Genomic DNA, 19998 nt, shown 5'->3' with positions numbered 1-19998 from the left:
TCGCCCATCGCCAGACTCTACGGCGTCACCTCAACCTCCACCGGCAAATCAACCACGTTGACCCCATCGGTAAAGCGAACGGTAAAGGTGGCCGTTCCGAGGAAGAAATCCTCTTCGAAGCGGTGCAAGGTCGGTTCGCCTGTATAAAAGGGCGTGCGCGTAAAGACCAGACTCTCTGCCATCGGCAACAGCGAGTAGCAGTCGGCCTCGGTGAGAACCGTGGTTGCCGCTGCCCCGGATTCGAGGCGCTTGAGATCGCAAACCGGGTAGTCGGAGCTCGCGCTCTCCGATCCCTGGATGTAGTACAGCGCGCCGTTCTGAGGCAGCAGCACCCGTGGCGTATAGCCAGCAGTGAAGTTGAGCAATTCCTTATCAACCTGGTTTGTCAGATCAAGCTGGAAAAGAGCCGTGGTGCTGGCATCTTTCTCGCGCAACCAGAAGGTCTCGCCGTCAACGGTTGCAATATCACCAACCGCCGACCATTCCGTGGATTCCCCGGTGATGGCCAGGAGTTCCGGTTTATCCCCGGCCACGCCGCTCCAGCGATAGAGATCGACGCGTGTCCCGAAACCTTCGGGCTGGCCGGAATTTACCGCGATGAGATAGGAGCCATCGTCGAGTCGATGGGTCTCCCAGCCGAACGGCGTATCGCTGGTTCCTGGGTACTGGATCAGGGTTTCCAACACCAGGTCCTGATTCAAAAGAGCAATCCGGTGAGACGTTGATCCGTTTTCCTCAACTTCTTTCGCGAAAACCAAAGCACCGGCCTCCACAGACTGCATCTGCCGGATGCTGCCGGTCCCCAGCGATGCGGCGGGCTGCAGCGGGCGGGTGGCGTCGCTGCAACTGATATTCGGGCCCATGCTGACGCAGAAGCCGGAGCCCACCACTGCGCCGTTGGCGTAATAGCCCTCCGCACAGGGTACATCCGTGTTGGTGATGGCAAGCGTGTCCGCATCGGTTTTCATCCAGGCTCCGCTGCCATAGTAATCGCAGGTGTACAGATCACCACTGAGCTGATTCACCAGTGCCCGGCTGGCGCTCAAACCGTGCTCGACGGTCGCCGGCGTTTCCCCGGGTCGCCACTGGCTCAGCAAACCACCTCCGGACTGCCAGATATAGGCCATCGGTCCCTTGTAGAACACGCGCGTATCAGACGAAGGCACGATGCTCTCGGGCAAGGGATCCCGCCCACCAGTGGACACGGTCAGCGCCACAGCCCGACGCGCGCCCTGATCATCTTCCTCGGTGTAGAGCAGCTGATCGCCGGACACGTAATTCACCCAACGGGCTTTGATCCCCTCTGGGGAGAGCTGTTTCTCGGTGCGACTGACGTTGGTGTAGATCAACCCGGAGTCAGAGGTATCCAGCGTGCCGGCAGAGACGTTGAACGCCTGGTTCTCTGCTGGCGAGATCGGATCACCCTCCGGGTCCTCCAGGTGCGTAACCAGGTCGGCTACCGGAATTTCCAGAATATCGCCAGACGCCATCTGATAGGTCGGCACAGACAGGATCACGGGTGGATCGTTGGCCGGATTCACCGTCACATCAACCGAGGCCACATCACTAAGGCCCTCCGCATCGGTCACGGTCACCTCAAAGCCCAGATCCAGGGTCGAAAGCACTTCCGGCGCCTGAAAGCTCGCCACAGCAGTATTCGCGCCACTCAGAGCCACGCTGACGCCGGAGCTGTCAACCTGCCGCCACTCGTACGAGAGCGACTGCCCATCCGGTTCTGTGCTCGGCGATGCATCCAGCGTCACCGTCTCCCGCTCCACCACAGACAGGATCGAGTCAGCCACCCTTGCGACGGGCGGGGACCCTGAGTAGTCGCTAATGGTTACAGACACATAGCCCGGGCCCGATAATACGGCTCCGGTCACATTGGTCACCTCGACCGTGAAAGACTCCGGATCTTCAGTCAGCGAGTCCGTTGCAACCGGCACGCTGATCAGGGAAACACGGTCGCCGGCCCGAATCGTGAGACTACCGCTGACAGGATCGAAATCGTCCGTGACTGCGGTATCTCCATCAGCAACCATTGCCTGAAAGTCGAGACTCACATCCTGGTCAACCGGGCGACTGAGCGACACCAGAATGAGCGCCTGGCCACCCTCGACGGCGACCACGTCGGTTTCCACCAGTAGCTCGGGCGCTCGGGGCTGGCCGTCGCAGCCATCCAGGGAATCACGGGGACAGCTATCATTACCGTCGTTAACGCCGTCGCCGTCGAAGTCCGACTGCCAGGGCAGCGTCACAGCGTCGAGGGCCGCCAGCAGCTCCTGGCGGTTATTCCGGTCATCCCTGTCAGAATCGGCGTCGGAATCGGTCAGGGAGGGATCCTGGGTGACACGGGTCAGGGCACCGGGCAACCAGAAAAGGCGCAAGCGGTGCAACAGTGCCTGCTGCTCCGCCTCCATCTGCTGGCGCTCTGCCTCGGTGATCACAGCCTCGCACCCTTCCGGCCACGGGTCACTCGTCTCGACTACATAGCAGTCCAATGCCACCGGATCGTAATCCCGGGCCAGGGCTTGGGCGATGGCCTGATCCGTTTGCTCTCCCGGGGCCGGATTCAGTAACCGTTTCTCCACCCAGTCCGCGACCGGCTGCAACCCGTCGGCCAGGGCCTTCAGATCCTCGTAATCTCGGGCAATGGCATCGAAGTTGCGGCCAGCGCCCGGCTCATTGGCAACTTTTTGCGCCAGCGTAGCAAGTGCAGCCTCCGTCTGAACAACCAGATCTGCCGGCGGCGCCTTTTCGGCTTGTCCAAGCAGTAGCCAGCTGGACTGTTCCCGCAATCTGGCCTCCTGGCCCAGTGCCGCGCCCAGCATCGACACCTGCTGCGTCGAGGCAATACTCAAATCCCGGGTACGGTTCTCCACCAGGGTCGCCTCAAGGTAGGCGATGAAGCTCTGCTTCCATTCCTCGACCGTTGTCCAGGTGCCGACACCCTGAGTCGCGAGAAAATCGGCCGGGCTGGCATCGTTGGCTCTTGGCAGCCAGCCTTTGTAGGCCTGAACAAACCCCGCCCCGGATGCTGGCTGATGGCGATGCGCCGCCGCAATGACACTGCTCATGCCTGCCGGCAGCCGCATGTCAGGTAACGTCTCTGCAGCCAGCGCCGTTTCCGCCTGGCTCAGCAAACGCCGGGGCGCGACCTGACTGGCGGTCAGCCCCGCATCCACCAGGTCCTGCTTCGAGACCAGCACACGCAAGTCATAGGACGGCTGCCCCACCAGACTGGCAGCACTCAGACTGCTCCAGCTCATATCCGTCTGCGCCGGCTGGGGCATCAATTGCCCGCTGATCCGGTATTCCACCTCGTAAAGACGTGTGGCCGCCGGGAAGTCCATATAACGCAGCAGCCGCTGGCGGTAGGATTCGCTCTCGACCGTCTCATTACCTTCCAGCGCGATGGGTTGGTCCGGATTGGAAGGATTGGCTTCGACCAGATCTTCCGGGTTGGTCCCGCGCAGGCTTTCATCAAAATCGGCCCAACCGTCCCCGTCGGTGTCCAGAGGCAGGCCGGTCTCCGGATCGATGCTGTCCTCGCGCAACCACAGGTCAAAGTCACTCCAGCCATCGCCGTCCGGATCACTCAGCCAGTCGTCGCTGGTGGGATCCATACCGATCTCGGCTTCCACCAGATCCGGGATGCCGTCGCCATCGGAATCCCGGCGGAACCCGGCCGCATCCGAGGCAACGAGGGTGTAGGTGCGCTGAGCCGTAGCGATCGGGCTGGCGCCATCGACAATGTCAGCGGTAACCGTGAACTTCCGGTCTCTGACCAGATACTCGGGTACCAGCACAAAACCGTCCTGTCGCTGGGCCCCGATACTGGCCAGGGCCTCCGCGGTCAGCTCGATGCGCTCGCTGCGCTGAGTTACGGTCCCTGTGCCGGAGTCTTCTGCCTGAACGGTCCACGCCAGCGCCAGCCCGATATCGACCTGATCCTCTGCCACGCGCAGATGCACCGGAATCGTTCCGTCATAGGTACCGTCGTCCGGACTGATCGCCAGTTTTTCCGTGCCCTCCGGGTTGTCACTCTGGTACCCGGTACTGTTAAGCCCTGCGAGAGAGAAAGCGGGCTGTCCGTCCGTCATCTGCCGGGAACTGTTGGCCACATTGTTGATCAGCGCCTGCTGGCCACCAGACAGCGGATAGTTCGCGTCCGCGAACGTCTCAAGCCAGGCACCGTGGTTGTAGCCGGTGATCCGCCCCTCTTCCGGGTCCAGCAGCCAGAGCTCGGGGTTGCTGCCATCAAACAGCGGACTCGCCGCGGCATTCATTGAGCCGAGTAACACCACGGCTACCAACGATTTAAAGTGCAGTCCTTGGCGGATCATGGGGAAACCTCCTCTGTCCCGGATGCCAGTCCGTCGCTCAGGCTTTCCGTGTCAGCGGTGACCCAACCGGACTGACGCCACTTTTGAATACGACCATCCTCGCTGAAGTACACCGACTGATAACGGTAGGAATTGCCGGTTTGATAGGGGTACCGGTCTGTGAAGACGAAGCGCCACTGATCAAACTCCGGATACACCTTGTGCATCTGGATGTAGGGATCGTTCAGCCGGGCGATGGTGTCGAGCTTCACCTGGTCGGGATTCTCGGGAGTGATGTCGTCCCAGTGGGCGTACTCGATCACTGGGGACACCTGGATCCAGTCTCCAAGCGTGCCATCCGCGGCCCGGGCCTGGCGGTACACCAACATGTTCAGCTCCGGCGCCACTCTGCCCTGTGCTTTCACCAGGCCTTCAAGATTGCACTCCACATCCACGAAAATCTGGTCATAGGTGGTTTCCGTGCTTTCCTCCTGTATGAAGCAGTGGGGCTCCATGCCACTGATATCAGTCACATCAAAGAACATGAAAAACGCCCCTGTGCCGAACCGACCACTGCCATCGGTGACCAGTTCTGTTCCGAAATGCACATTGAGCGGTTCGCCCTGTTTGGCGGGTGGCACCTCCGGCCAGGGCAGGAAACCGGGATCACTGGTGGTGCCATTGCCATTTCGGGATACGCAACGGGGCTGGCTCCATCCGGAGGCTTTCCCCTCCCGGCCGACACCGGCCGGAGACACAGACCGTAAAGACACGCACCAGCGATCCTCGGACCCCACAAGCGCGGGCACCGGAATCTGGTGAGTCTGCACATCCCCGCTACCCAGACCGGCATTGGGAATGCTCACCACGTCGATCTCAACCTCTCCGGCTCCGGTTTCGTGACGAACTTCCGCCAGCACCGAGGCGACCGGCTCGACGGGCAAACGCCAGCTGATGTTTGCCTGACTGCTGCCGACGTTGAGAGCCACCGGTTGCGGTGTGCCCGGCGCCCTGGCCACGGAAGCTTCAGGGCGCACCAGTGTGCATGGAAGGACCTCGGGCACCGACACGTTATTGTTGCCATCCTGAGCCACCGCATAACCGCAGAACATGCCACGCTCACCCACGTACTCCAGTGACCCCGGATCCACGCTGCCGCAGCTGGTGGCAACCCGGCTGGGTTCGCCGTCCAGGGTCTGGTAAAGCGACACACAGGTGTCCGGCTCGTCCGTCGTCACCGACACCAGGACCTGTCCGGTAACCAGACCGCCCGCCTCCCGGACTGGCACCTGACCCTCGGCGTACTCCGGATTCAGGGAAAGTTCGTCGAGGTTGCAGAGATTGGCGCTATCCGGCACATCCACGGTGCAGGTGAACTCGCCAGCGCCGGCTGAAGGCGAATACGTCAGGGTACGGCCCAGCACCTTCTCACAGCTGCTCCTTACGCTGGCGCAGGCTTTGCTGTCCGGATCTGTAAGACCACTGGTGGGCACAACGACAGTTGCGTCCCCGCAATTCAGGGCAAGATCGTTGTAACGGCCCACATTGTCCTGGAAGGACCACTCCGGCTCATCCTGTAGCGACAGGCTGCAGCCCGACAGCACATCATCGGTTCGAGAGACCGACACAGCGGGTTTGGCCGGCAGATCCCGATCGGGAAACAGCGCCCGCTCCGGCGGCGTGAGCAGGCTCGGCTGACCATTGGCCGAGACGGCCGCAAAGCGGTACCAATGCACCTTGCCTTTGGCGACGGCCGGCGCAGTGTCCCGGAACCGCATTCGTGTGCGGCCCGAGGCTGGCAAGGTCACCGACTGCAGCGACACGCCATCCTCGTCACCCAGCAGGTAATTGGTTTTGTCGGTGGGCGCGCTGTCAGCGTTGCACTGGGATCCGGCCTCGCGTTCATCGCTGTCAGACACCCCATCGCCGTCGCTGTCACGGAACCTGCTCGCGGTGCGGAAGCTGTCAAAGCGGTAAACCCGGTAATCCTGGACATCCAGCTTCAGGGCCCGCCGGGTATCCGTCTGGCAATCCTGCTCCGGCCCCACATATTCAATGACCCCGCTCGCAGGCGCTTCTGACAGGTTGCAGATCTTGCGGCTGTCACCAAAGGCGGCAAGGTAATTGTCCAGATCCACCGCATCGAAGCCGATCGCCACATCGTCCTTACCCTGATCGACGAAACGGCGAACTTCCCAGGGCTGGGGCGGCCGGCGCAGATCCGGCACGGTCACCAGGGTCTTGCGCGTCGGGCCATAGTTGCCGGTAAAGTCCCTCGGTACCAGGTAGTAGCCTCGGGAGTCGCCCGGCTCGAGACCCGCACGCTTGAGCTGGTCCACGGTTTCCATCCATTCCGGCTCGTCGGCGTTATCGGGCGTCACGGTCAGCAAGACATCGTTGACCTTTTCCAGGCCGTCGAGCTCCAGCTCCCCGGAACCATTGAAGGCTGCGGTCCGCGCTTCGGCGGCAATATTCCGGTCGGCAACCTGTGCCACGTTATCCGTGGTCCGGTACAGGTCGTAGCCACTGATCAGCACCTGGGATGCCATCTGATCGGTGATATTGGCATTGAGACTGTCGGTCTTCGCACCGGGGGTTTTCCATTGCAACGAGACCGTGTGGTGATCCCGGGCGTACTCCGGTGCGTCGCAGCGGGCCTGATGAACCTGACGGAAATCCCTCGGAGGCAATACGCTCCGGGAAGCGGTGGTGTCCACCTCGACCTTGCCGAGCCGGGCTGTATCGCCAAGGTCGTTGATGGCCTGCAGCTCGTAAGTGAATATGCCGTTGCCCGGATAGTCCAGCACAGCACGGTAACGCGCCCTGGCCACATTGAAGTCGGCCCGGGAGGCAAAATACGCCCACAACCGGTCATTCTGGAGCCGGTATTGCAGTTCGGAAGCAAACGCGCCGGTGCTGAAACTGCGCCCCTCTGACGTGGCATATTCACTCAGTCGGGCCACGGTCTCGAGCAGCCGCCGCCGGTTTTCCTCACCGCGGTAAAGCAAGGCAATCTCGCCCTCACTCATCACCGCGCCGGCAGCGACCCTCAGCAATTCGGTCGCCGAGCCGCCGTTCTGGCTACGGAGCAAGCGCAGCTCCGCAACATCATCAGGTAACTGACCTTCCAGGGTGTCCCAACGCAGATACACGCCCTGGGTGGCCGCGGGAGGAAGGGTCAGTGAGCTGTCCGGCGCCGGGCGGGCCACGAAATAGAACTGGCCATCCCGCGCCTCGGCCGTGCCGGACACAAGCGCGCAAAGAAGCACGGCCCACAGCATGAACCAGGCGGTGTTGCCGGTGTTACCGGTTGCCACGGGGCTGCTGAATACATCCATATACAAGACTCCTTAGAACACCGCGCCTGCGGAAAGATCGTAAATACTCCAGCCGTTGTCATAGCCTGCCCGGAACAGGGCATCACCGGTGGCACACCAGCTGTCATCGCGACTGCGACTGCGGGAGGTCCAGGTCTGCGGCTCACAGGAGCCAACCCCTGCCGCGCCGAAGCCCTCACCCATAAAGGTCATGTTGCCGTCGGAATCCACCTGGCCAAGCGCCTTGACCTGACCCCGCAAGGCCCCGACACAAGCGACCCGACCATAGGCACCGCCGCCGACCAGACCGCCCAGCGTGGCCGGTGGTCCCGCCAGCGCCCAGGCGCCGAAATCCGCGGCCGCACCGACCGTCAGCGGACATCCGCCGGCAATGATGGGAATGCTCGCGGCGCCCCGGGCATAAGCCCCGAAAAAGCCGGACGGCGGCAGTGGAATGAACTGGGCAACTTCCGGATCCAGATCGACCAGCACATCCTGGTTGCACGTCCGGCCAGCCAGGAAGGCCACTTCCGCCTGGATCTCGCTGAATACCGCCCCGGCACGGGCACCGATGTAGGTTTCCTTGTCGCCGACGCCGGCCACAAAACCGGGGTCATAGATGACAAACTGCTGGAAACCGATGTCCCCGAGGGCATTCAGGCCACCGTAAACACCCCGGGGGGCCAGGAAGTAATCGGCCCCCGGCGCCAGCGTGAAGCCCAGAGACACTTTTTTCAGCGTCAGCTGCGCGGAGGCCAGCCGGGCCGGAATATTCCCTGCGGAGATGGTGACGTCGAGTCGGCTGTCGGCGCTGGGTACCTCACAGCCATCGGCCTTGTTGTTGGCACTCCAGCTGACCGCGTCCAGTGCGGCATTGAAGGTCTGCGGGTCGCCCCCCTCCCTGGCGGGCTCCATGGACCATTTAGCCCCGATATGGGCCCGTTCCAGCTGATCCCCGGCAATGACGCCATAACCGTCCAGCCCGGCCGATTGCAGCGGTATGTCACGAACCTGGGCCGTCGCCGCATCCAGCGCGTCATTGACGTCCGACTCGACGCTGGCCAGGGCGTTCTTGACACTAAGGTTGATCTGGTCCGTCAACCCAAGCGCCAACTCATTGACCTGGCGCTGAATTTCACTGACATGCTCGTTCATGGTCCGGCGCAGCGATGCCACAGGACCGCTGGACATGAGCTGGCCTACCAGCAGCTGCCGCAGTTGCTGCGGTGTGAAGTAAGCGCCCGGCAGACGGCTCTCCAGTTCAGCCACGAGCGTTGAGCGCAGGTCGCCATAGGTGGTGTTCAGCTGGTTGCGGGTGGTGGCGAACACAAAGCCGACCAGATCAACCTTGGTGTCCGGATTGGCGGTATCGACCAGCGACTGGACTCTGCCATCCGTCGCCGAGCGCATTGCGCTATCCAGTAAGGTAATCACTGTGTCGCCGGTCTCGTTATCCGCCAATCCGGATTGCAGCTTGGCGCTGAGGTTATCCAGGGATTGATTGACAGCCGCCAGGGGCTGAACCACATCCTCGTCCAGTGACGTTTTCAGATCTTCAATCCGGGCCAGCTCATTCTTGATGGTGTCGATGCCACCGGTAAGCTGCCGGGCGTCTTCCTCAATCGCACCAAGCACTTCATCAACCCGTGCCATCACTGTCTGGGTGTCGCCACTGTTGCAGACCGCGGCCAGCACCTCCTGCTCCGCCGTGTCCAGATAGCCGGTCAGCTCTTCGGCCCGGGTCCGAAGCTCCGTCTCGGCGGCACTCAACCGGCGCCGGACCGCCGGATCATTGGCGGCGAGGTCGAACAACGGCAGCAACAGTTGACTGCCCTGCACCTGGGTCAGCAGATCGCGTACCGTGTTCAGATTCACCTTGGCCTCATCGAGCAACCCGTTGGCGGCCCGTCCCACCAGATCGCCGTCTTCACAGGCCGATTCGGTAAAGGCAACGGTTTCCTGGATGGTCTGCCGGACCTCGGTCGTTACCGACTGCAGTTCACTGATCGCAGCGCTGGCCTGATCCGCCAACCGGCGCCCCTGCTCCATCGGCGCATCGAGTCCGTCACGAAGCGCCCGGGCCTGGTTATAGACCGGTTCGACAAGACCGCGGACCGCCGCGACCTGATCCTGGAGCAGTGGATCGATGTCGGAAGCGCCCGCCGGCAGAGCCGACAGTTCAGATTCGAGGTTTTCCAGTTCGCTTCTCAGCAACGTCTCGGCATTACCGAAAACGCCGTTGACGCGATCCCTGACCTGGGTATCCAGCACAGAGGTGACTTGCTGCGGCAGACTCTTGATCTGGCCGAGTGCTTTGCTCACCTCTACAAACGGGTCCCGGGGAAGCGCATTCCCCGCCCGGGCCAGACTGTCCTCGAGGCCTGTTCGCATCGCATCTTCCAGTCCCTGGCTGGCGAAATCGTTCACCAATGCAACTTTTTGGTTCAACTGACTGAACGCCGGCTCGAGAACCGGCCGGGGCACGACACCCGCTTTCGTCAGTACCGCATCCACCCGGGCCAGGTTGTCTGGATCATTCAGATCCACCTGGAAGTTGATGTTCTTCAGTTTCTCGATGTCCGCACTGGCACCGAAACTCAGCCGGGTACGAACCGGATCGATGTAATTGATGCCCGCGCCGGCATTGAGAACGAACAGGTCCGCCTCCTGGCGCCGACCGATGAAGCGGCTTTGATCCTCACCGCTGATCTGGGTTGGGGCATAGTACACAGGCAGCGTGAACTGAAAGCCGGTATTGCCCCACTGATAGATCGCCGGAAGGTCCAGACCGTCGGACTCCAGGCCGGCATCATCGATCACCGCCTGCTGCAGGGTTTCGTTGTCCTGGTTCGGGTCCAGGCTGGCGAGGCGTCCCGCCGGCGCCAGAACGGCCGGTGCCGCGACCGGATTCTGGCCATTGAGCTCATTGGCCAGCCGGATGTCCGGCGTTAACGCATTCCAGAAAGGCACTCCCACCTGGGTGCCATCCAGGGCCAGGGCACCGTAAGGCGAAGAACCGACTGTCCGGACGACAAACTCACCCCGGGTTGCCGCCACCGGGAAGCCTGGCGTCACACCCTGTTCCTGATCCAGCCGATAGCTGTCCTGGAGGTTCAGTTCCTGGTGCTCCAGGTTACCCAGGGTATTCCAGGTCGCCTGCAGCCCCACCGGGCGGTCCAGCGACTTCATGTCCACCTGGTGATCCAGTGTCAGCAGCTGATTGCCGGCAGAACAGGCCTGCCCGGCCTCGCCCTGACTGCCCGTGAAGCCCATGGCGAATATCTCGGAATCGGCACGCCAGGAGCTCAGGCGCAGGTTGCAGTTCTCATCATCGAAGCCGTTACCGTTATTATCGAGGCCATCGCACGACTCATAGACCACATTGGCCTTGCCGAAGCGGCCGCTGCAATCCATCGCCAGGTTTTTGAAATGCACCCGGAAGCCGGCATCCCCCGCGAGCTCGATGCGACCATCGATCCACGTCAGCGGATCCATCTCGTTATCCGCGAGACGGACGGCGAAACGGTCAAGATCGAGGTTATAACCGTAGAACGACAGCGGGCTACCGAGCGCACTGCTGTCCACATTGAATACACCAGTGATGCCTCCGGGACGGATAGCGTATTTGGTCGCGGCCGCGCCGGGGAGATCAAACTGGTCGACCTGGTTGTCGATGGCCAGAGACAGGCCGGTCAGGTCTGTGCCATCACCGACAACCGGCGCCTGGTCGCCGCCGTAATACTGTTCGGGGCCGAGGGAGAGGCCGGTCGGAAAATAGTCACCATCACGGGCGGAGAGACTGCCGCGCGGGTGCAGCGTATGGTTGCTGCCCTGAGCGCCTGCCTGAACGTGAGCCACCAGATAATCACTGACCCGCCCGCCATCGAACGCGGGGAGGCGGTAACCGGGCAGAGCCAGCTTTACCTCGCCCCCCACCGGCAAGTCATCGGGGCGGCTGAAGGCAAAGTTGCCGTTACCCTGCGCGCCCCAGCGCGGCGTCACCGCTGAGGCGGTCGCGGCATCCCCCAGCCAGGCGCCGGTACCATCGAGCACCATATTGGGGCCACTGACCTGGTAAGTTGTGGTCTCTTCGGCCTCACAACCCGCCAGCCGGCACTGCCCGCTCTGCACCAGCCCGAAATCGGTGGCCACAGTGGCGCCGGACTGAATCTCACCCCCGGTTATGGTCTGCGTAAAGCCTTGCCAGGCAAGCTCACCCCCGGGAAACGCCTGAGAGCCGTTGCCCGGCATGACGGTGACCTGGCCGGAGAGACCCTCGGTGGGCAACTGAAGCGTGCCGCTCTGGCCCGACACACCCTGATAGGCAATGTCGTTACTCTTCAGGTTTCCGGCACTGCGGGAGTCTTCCGGGGAGTAACCGGGATTCTGCACGTAACGCATGGCGTCGTAGTCAATCTCGACGCCTGCGTTCGTCAGCCTTCCGCCACTCAGACGGAACATGAACGGCAAACCCTCGGCATGGAGCCAGACCCGGTTATCCAGCGGTGTGCCCTCAGGATCTGTCGGGCCGGCAACCGTCAGTGTCGGCAAGCCGAATGGCAGGGGATGCCCGGTCCGGCTGCTCACCAGCATCACATGACCAGGTGGCAGCTCGAGTTGTGCACCGAACAGATCCAGACTGCTGTTGACACCCAGGGTTGCCGAGATGGAGGCGTCTGAACTCCCCCCCACTGCCACGCAGATTGTGTCATTGGCTGTGCCTGTGCCATCCAGCCCGAAATCCGCAGTAAGCGCGTATTCACCCGGCACACACCCCGCCGTACTGCCCGGCGCGACAACAGCGTTATCCCCGATCGTCACGGTCCGGCCTCCCGCCTCAAGCGTGTCCGGCACGGGTACGAGGTCCGGTATGGGTTGCTGACCCAGCAGTTCGGTGGCCCCCAATCGGGTTTCCAGCCGAAGCTCCCACCCCTGGTTCAGGGCATCCCGGCCCAGGGCCCGGGCCTCCGGCGCGTTGAGGGCCAGCACGAACAGACGGCTGTCCGGATTCTCGCCCACCCGCTGTACCGAGGTTTCCGGGTAGAAATACTGCCCGAGCGCCACTTCCGCCCGATCCGCGCCGTTGCCGTCGGAAGCCACCAAATAAAGATTCACCAACCAGTCGTCAGACGCAGGGCACCGACCGATTGAAGCACAGTCCGCGGCCAGATCCAGTTTCACTGCGGCGGCATCGACACCGCTTTTCCCCAAACCGCCCATGGCCGGCAGCCGGGAGCAAACCGAAGAACTCAACTCCGCCGGGGCTCCCAGGTCACTGACGCACAGGGTCTCCAGTACCAGCCCCGTGGAGGCGTCCGCCCCGGGCACGGCAGGAGCCCCGTTTTTCACAATGACCTCGGCGGCACCATCATCTGCAACGCTGTAACCCGCCGTCTGCGAGGCAACATTCACGGTGAAGGTTTCGTCCGGTTCGGTGGCCGAATCCACGACCACCGGTATACGAACACTGGCGCTGAAGTCGCCAGCCGGGATCCGGATGCTCCGGTCGATGCCGACAAAATCCTCGCCGTCGGTTGCCGTAACCGCCCGGGAAAAGACACGAACGTCGACCGGGCTGCCGGACGTCTGACCCAGTCGAACCGTGATTTCGGCCTGCCCTTCAGCCTCATAGAGAAGCCTTGAGCTGACCGAAACCGTTGGCCCTATGGTCGGCAACCAGTCGCATCCGCCGACACCACAGTCCCAAACCGGAGAACTGGATAGATCAACATCCGGAAGATTGAGACCGCTGTTTTCACGGGCCCGGTCGAAAAGCCCGGCCGCGTTTACGCCGTTCAGATCACCCAGAGCAACCGCCCCCTCGCGGATATCGCCGGCCAACGCAAAGCGCTGTGACAGGTCACCAAAGCCGCCGGCATAAAGATCATTCACATCCAGGGCCTGGGTCACACTGGCCGACAACAGCAGCAGGCTCAGATTGGGGTCTTCCGGCGTCGCGCCCGGCGCGATCTGGTCAATGCGCAAGCTGGAGAGGTCGGTTTGAGGAGGCATACCCAGAACCGTGGAAACGAATTCGTTTTCCTCGTCCAGACGGGACTGGAAATCCCCCGAACCGTCACCGAGACCGGACGTCACACGCTCTGCAACCAAATGCGTCGCCACGTTCACGTTCGTCTCGGCGCTTCCGCCATCGGTGCTCACCGCAGCCCGGAGGGGGTCTTCCACCATCACGGTCTCGCCGGTGGTCTCGCTCTGGAATGCCCCGGTCGCCTCCACGATGTAGTTCTGGTCTGCAGGCACCTCAATGGAGTACTCCTGACCACTCACAGTGCCCTCGATCGGGTCGCCGCGTTCTCCGGTCACGGAATCGACAGGAATAGCCTGAACGTCGAGGCGGGTGAACAGACCTTTCTGGACCACACCGGAGATGGTCGTGGGAGAACCACCACCATCACTGCAGCCAGCCAGAACGGCAAGACAAAGAACGACAAGGCTTGATTGAAAGCGCATGGGGTCAACAACTCCCTGTTTCAGACGTACAGCCTGTCCCCGGCCATTCTCCCCAGTGCCGCAGGCACTGCTTCCGGAAAACCGCTGCCATGTCCTTATGCTTTTGATGCTATGAATTCGCGGCCGACAACTACCCTTTGCCGCGAAGATGAGACGCCATTGCAGCGTCCAACCTACGGAAATTTAACCTTTCCGGTCTGAACATTACGTTCCGTACACGCAGGAATCTGTAGTACAAATGCACTAAACCGGGTTGGCACCCAGGCAACAATTGGCCCAGGAAGTAACCCGCGGAACACAACTTGATCACCCCAGGCGACTGTGCGAAGGTTAATAAAAAATCATTTCATAAACCTAATTAATGCCCATGGCATTTACAGTGCGCAGTTTAAGCGACCTGCTACTCGACCTTTATCAGCAGGCATCGGAAGCCAGCCCCGATCAGTTTCAGCCCCAGGCTCTCTCACGCCTCCGAGAGTGCCTTCACTTTGATGCCGCTGCCTGGGGAGGCGGTTGGGCCAGTGATCGTCAAGTCACTGAGCTAAATGTCCTCAATGAAGAAAACGCCCTCATCGAAGACTGGAAGAATTTCCGCCATCTCGATCAATTCTGCGACCTCACCCTGCATCGCCTGAGCACGACCTTCAGCTTTGAGGATGTAGCGGACTACCGGCGTACCACCGTCTTCAACGAGCATTGGCGACGTTTTGGCATCAATCACATGCTTGCCACCATCGTCGCCGAGCCCCTCGACGACTATGTGAGTTTTGTCGGCCTGTGCCGACACACGGATTCGCCGGCTTTCGACGGCAGGGAGAGACAACTCAAAGAGTTGCTGATGCCACACCTCGCCCAGACTCTTCAGATGAACCGGGATAACTTCCTGAGTTCACTGGACGACAGCGAGGCAGGAATGGCCTGGATAGACAACTGTGGCGTGGTCAAGGCGACACGCGGCAACCTGCCCGCCGTCATGCGCGAACTCTGGTCACAACAGCAAAAAATTCCGGAAGAAATCATGCGGAGCTTCCACCAGAGTGGAAGTTGGCAAGGGAATGGTTTCCGGCTCTCTGCCAAGCCGGTCAAGCACTGCTGGCTTGTCAAAGCCAAACCCGTCACCCAGATCGACTGCCTGACCCCTCGCGAAACCGAAGTCGCCAGCCTTTACGCTCAAGGCCACAGCCACAAAGAAGTAGCCCGCGAACTCTCAATCTCCCCGGCCACCGTCCGCAACCTGCTCGCCCTCGTCTACCGCAAACTGGACGTCAACGACAAAGCCGCCCTCTGCCTCCACTGGCAAAACGCCACCAGCAGAAGCTAGCAGAAGTCAGATGCAACCCAGGGGCCTGGATAACTCAGGGGTCTGAAGAACTCGTTCTTCTGACCCCAACTTCAGATCTAACTCCGAGCCAGATTCTAACTCAGGGGTCTGATGAAAGCCTTCATCTGACCCCAACTTCAGGTCTAACTCAGAGCCAGATTCCAAAAAGGGGTCAGAAGAAAGCTTTCTTCAGACCCCACGTGCAACCACTCCTAGAACAAACTCTCACCCAAATCCGCCTGATGCGTCCGCAACCGAGGCACCCCAGCCCCCGTCAACGTACCCATATCCACCGTCATGTTGGTAGGCAGGTTAATAAACACCCCCTGCCCGGCCTGAATCACATTCGCCCCGTCGGGACTCTGCCATTCCACCCCTTCCCGCTGGAAACCGATAAAGAAGTCATCGGTAAAGCCGGTTCCACCGGAGCCATCATCAGCACCGACAATCAGCGAACGCAATTGGGATAAAGCAGCGCATGTTTCGCCGGGCACACAGGCACCATTTCCGTCAGCGATACCAATCTGCGTTGCGCGCTTTGAGGTTTCGAGATTATCTGACCCGAACAGGGTCGCCTGCTGTGGGGTTCCCGAAGAGTCATTGATCATCAGACCAATATCGCCACTGAAGGAGGTGGTGTTTGAGGAAACAGACCCCCGAGCCTGCTTGAACCCCATCCGAAAGCCAGACAGCCGACCAATCGAGTTATCCGGATTCACCTCATCCGGATCCACGGCAAGCTCGATATAAGGGTCATACGCTTCGAAAGGAACGGCCTCACCCGCCGCGTAGGTCACACCGTCATACTGAGCACCATCACCTTCGCGGGCAATGTGCCCCAGCGCCACGTGGCTGGCAGCAAAATCCGCCCCACCATCAACCTGGCCCACTACGACATCATCAATATTGACCCTGGTCTCAATATCCATATTCAGGGTCATCCGGGTGAACTCATGCCCGGAGGCGGTGGTGCCCACCGGAAGGTTCTCAATGTTCATAAAAGCCTGCCCTGCAACCTCACCCATCCTTTCCTCGGAAATAGGCTCAAGCTCTGCATAGGCAACGGGCGCCACACCCAGGCAGAACACGGCAAGGGCAGCGTATCCATACGCTCGCTGTTTCATAGGTCGTATCTCGATTGTTGATTCAAGAGCCAGTTTCGACGCCCGACTCCACTGCCACCGCCGCTTATTCTTCTTTTTACCAGCGATCGCAGGCGGCCACTTTGTGTTCTTTTTGATCAGCCACGGAAGCACTATAGCCGAGAAGCTGTAGCCACTGGTGTGCGGTTATTCACAATCAAAGGAAGGAAGTGGCAGGGGTCTGGTGCAGGCACAGGGGGCCGGTGCGGCACAGGGGTCTGATGAAAACCTTCATCTGACCCCAATTTCAGGCCGAACTCCAAGCCAGGGCCCTGGCACAGGGGTCTGAAGAAAACCTTCTTCTGACCCCAACTTCAGGCCAAACTCAGAGCCAAGTTCCAAGACGGGGTCAGAAGAAAGTGTTCTTCAGACCCCATGTTCAAGCCAAACTCAGAGCCAGACTCCAAAAAGGGGTCAGAAGAAGGCTTTCTTCTGACCCCAGGTGCAAACCACTCAGCCCGGGTTCCGGCGCCGAGCCAACCCCAAAGCCAACAACCCGATTGACAGCAACCCGATCGTACCAGGCTCAGGCACGCTGGCCACCGGCGGTTTCTCAGGCTCCGGAGGCGCCGAATAAATTGCACCCACGGCATCGATATCGGCTCCGACAGTGCCGCCACCTTGCCCATCCTTGTCCGGGTCATCAATCAGTTGCACCGCATCGAACAGCAGCGAGCCGGCAGTAAAGCCACTGAAGATGGCGTCGATATCAAGGGAAGACGTCGAACCGGTCACGGACCCAACCTCGAAGAACCCGTCACCATTGCTGTCGTAACCTGACCCCAAGAGGTCCAGGGTATCCAACGTCGGGCGGATCGCCACAAAGGTATCTTCGATATCCGGGCCTACCTCGAAGATGTGAAGGTCATAGGCATCGTCGCCGCTGTTGGTGAGCGCATTATCGGTAAACGCAAGCTCAATCAAACCGCCACTGCCTAGTGAGACAGACCCATAGGGTGCGCTGTAATCCGGAGCTCCCAGCGCTTCCGTAGGATCCATGTAATTCGGATCGGTCGGCACAGCCTCGCCGCTGTATGACGGATCATAATCAAGAACCTCATCGGCAAAGCTCACATCCCCATCCGGAAACGTAATCCCGTCATAAGTCACCGGCACCGCAAATACCCTGGCCGAAAACGCCACCACCAGAACAATCAAACCAGCCTGCATCAATCGAACATATCCCTGCATAGTGTTACTCCATAACTCCTTATGAATTAATAACGTGCAGCAGTACAAAGGCAGGAACCATTCCGGTTACCGGGAATAATGCTCAAGACAGGAACTTACATCCAACCCAGCCCCCGACCAGACCGGCAACCGTTAAATATGTCGACGCTCCCACAGGGGGGCTGAAACCGGCACAGGGGTCTGATGAAAACCTTCATCTGACCCCATTTTCAGTCCATAGCACAGGGGTCTGAAGAAAACCTTCTTCTGACCCCAATTTCAGGCCTAACTCAAAGCCAGAGTCCAAGACGGGGTCAGAAGAAAGCGTTCTTCAGACCCCATATTCACGCCTGACTCCGAGCCAGACCCCAAGCTCAACCCCTCATCCCAACAAGAGGATAAACTTGCCCTTACCCCCCACAAGGTATATCGTCAAACTTATCCTCCAAAGGGTATAACCATGAAAATCACCTCGCCCGAACAATTAGCCCAGGCCCTCAAAAACGCCCGAAAGGAACTTGGTCTGACCCAACAAGCTGCAGCCGATCTGGTTGGCATCAAACAGGCCACGGTATCAGCTCTCGAAAACAATCCGTGCAGCAGCCGTCTGGAAACACTCTTCAAGTTACTGGCCGCCCTTAACCTCGAGTTAAGCCTGTCCGAGCGCGGCACGGCTGAGCAGTCATCCGGCTGGGATCAGGAGTGGTAGATCATGCCGCAGCTTATTGTCGCCCTTAACGGCCTTCATGTCGGCGCACTAACCCTGGACCGCTCTGGAGGAATGGAATTCCAGTACAATGCAGAATGGCTAGACAGGCCCGGCGCACGCGCCATCTCGCTTTCACTACCCTTGTCACGGTCACCCTACAGGGGTGAGCTGGTCTACAATTTTTTCGACAACCTCCTGCCAGACTCCGACGCCATTCGCGCACGGATGCAAGCCCGGTTCAAAATCCCATCCCGGCACCCGTTCGACCTACTGTCCACCATTGGCCGCGACTGTGTAGGTGCTATTCAGCTTTTTCCTGAAAACGCATCCGTTCCCGATATCAGGGCAGTAACCGCCGAGCCCCTGGATAACCAAACCATTGCCAATTTACTCAAGGGCTATCGGAACGCCCCACTCGGAATGACAGGCGAGCACAATTTCAGGATTTCCCTGGCAGGAGCACAAGAGAAAACAGCCCTACTCTGGCACAACAACCAATGGCAGCGCCCCGTTGGCAGCACACCGACAAGTCACATCTTCAAGCTTCCCATCGGCTTCCTCGACCACAGCAACATCGACCTTCGGGAAAGCGGCGAGAATGAATGGCTTTGCCTGCAGATCCTTAAAGCATTTGGCCTCCCTGTTCCCAACGTGGAACTGGCCCAATTTGAAGACCAGAAGGTCTTAATTGTCGAGCGCTTCGATAGACGTTGGTCTGATGATGGTTCCTGGTTAATAAGGCTTCCCCAGGAGGATTTTTGCCAGGCATTGGGTGTCGCCCCTGCCATCAAATATGAAAGCGACGGCGGACCGGGCATCCGGGAGGGCATGGACCTGTTACTGGGTTCCCAGCAAGCAAACCTGGATCGCGAGCGCTTCTTCAAAGCACAGATCCTGTTCTGGTTACTGAGTGCGATCGACGGGCATGCCAAGAACTTCAGCCTTTTCATAGAACCAGGCTCTGCTTACCGCATGACACCACTGTACGATGTCATATCTGCCTACCCACTGATGGCACAGGGAAGCCTCCCACCAGAAAGAGCCAGAATGGCCATGGCGGTCCGGGGCCAAAACAAACACTACCATTGGACCCGCATTCAACCGAGGCATTTCCTGAGCACAGCAAAACAGGTCGGCTACTCCGCCAGCCGTGCCAAGGCACTGATCCAAGAAATCGCCGCTCAGACAGACAGAGTCGTTACCGAAATCGAGGAAATGCTGCCTCAAGGCTTTCCTGAGCACGTTAGCGGGCCGATTCTCGAAGGAATAAGGAAGCAAGCCAAAAAGCTAGAGGGCGCCTGAGGCAATCACAGGGGTCTGAAGAAAACCTTCTTCTGACCCCAATTCCAGTCCGCGGCACAGGGGTCTGATGAAAGCCTTCATCTGACCCCATTTTCAGGCCAAACTTGAAGTGACCCCCGAAAGTTGGACACCGACTTTCGAGGGGTTACATGAAAAGAACCTACAGCAAGACCTTCAAAATACAGGTGGCGCGGCTCTATCTTGAGAATGAGATCAGCCTTCACCAGGTCGCCAGACATTA

8 protein-coding genes are annotated in these 19998 nt (G+C 60.1%); 3 read left to right on the top strand and 5 right to left on the bottom strand.

Going from position 1 to position 19998, the window contains the following annotated elements; translation table 11 throughout:
* Window positions 1-17: 17 nt before the first annotated feature.
* Genes ACESMW_RS13355 through ACESMW_RS13345 form a run of 3 tightly spaced genes read right to left on the bottom strand, consistent with a single transcriptional unit; the run spans window position 18 to window position 14113 of the window.
* Window positions 18-4346 (bottom strand): Ig-like domain-containing protein, encoded by a 4329-nt coding sequence (locus tag ACESMW_RS13355; RefSeq protein WP_372987512.1) that lies wholly within the window; start codon window positions 4344-4346, stop codon window positions 18-20.
* Window positions 4343-7663, bottom strand: coding sequence for a hypothetical protein (locus tag ACESMW_RS13350; protein WP_372987511.1), 3321 nt, complete (start codon window positions 7661-7663; stop codon window positions 4343-4345). The genes ACESMW_RS13355 and ACESMW_RS13350 overlap by 4 nt, the downstream gene beginning before the upstream one ends.
* A gap of 12 nt (window positions 7664-7675) precedes the next feature.
* Entirely contained in the window at window positions 7676-14113 is a 6438-nt protein-coding gene (locus tag ACESMW_RS13345) for a Calx-beta domain-containing protein (protein ID WP_372987510.1), read from the bottom strand.
* A 361-nt stretch (window positions 14114-14474) separates the two neighbouring features.
* On the opposite strand from ACESMW_RS13345, the gene ACESMW_RS13340 reads away from it, so the two are divergent.
* Complete coding sequence (locus ACESMW_RS13340; RefSeq protein ID WP_372987509.1) at window positions 14475-15434, top strand: response regulator transcription factor; 960 nt, start codon at window positions 14475-14477, stop codon at window positions 15432-15434.
* A 212-nt stretch (window positions 15435-15646) separates the two neighbouring features.
* On the opposite strand, the gene ACESMW_RS13335 is transcribed toward ACESMW_RS13340, so the two are convergent.
* The gene (locus tag ACESMW_RS13335) at window positions 15647-16459 is read right to left on the bottom strand and encodes a hypothetical protein (RefSeq protein ID WP_372987508.1); all 813 of its coding nucleotides are present in this window, start codon (window positions 16457-16459) and stop codon (window positions 15647-15649) included.
* Window positions 16460-17029: 570 nt separating this feature from the next.
* On the bottom strand, window positions 17030-17767 hold the full coding sequence (locus ACESMW_RS13330) for a PEP-CTERM sorting domain-containing protein (protein WP_372987507.1): 738 nt from the start codon (window positions 17765-17767) through the stop codon (window positions 17030-17032).
* Between the two features lie 439 nt (window positions 17768-18206).
* Here ACESMW_RS13330 and ACESMW_RS13325 point away from each other — a divergent pair, with 439 nt between their 5' ends.
* Together ACESMW_RS13325 and ACESMW_RS13320 are read left to right on the top strand one after the other, a co-directional pair.
* Window positions 18207-18455 carry a helix-turn-helix domain-containing protein gene (locus tag ACESMW_RS13325; RefSeq protein ID WP_372987506.1) on the top strand — a complete coding sequence of 83 codons (249 nt, stop codon included), beginning with the start codon at window positions 18207-18209 and terminating at the stop codon, window positions 18453-18455.
* Between the two features lie 3 nt (window positions 18456-18458).
* Window positions 18459-19757, top strand: coding sequence for a type II toxin-antitoxin system HipA family toxin (locus ACESMW_RS13320; RefSeq protein ID WP_372987505.1), 1299 nt, complete (start codon window positions 18459-18461; stop codon window positions 19755-19757).
* Window positions 19758-19998: the final 241 nt, after the last annotated feature.

Source organism: Marinobacter sp. (assembly GCF_041690455.1).
In the GTDB taxonomy this organism is placed as follows: Bacteria; Pseudomonadota; Gammaproteobacteria; order Pseudomonadales; family Oleiphilaceae; genus Marinobacter.
This window is presented reverse-complemented; position numbering and strand designations above follow the sequence as displayed.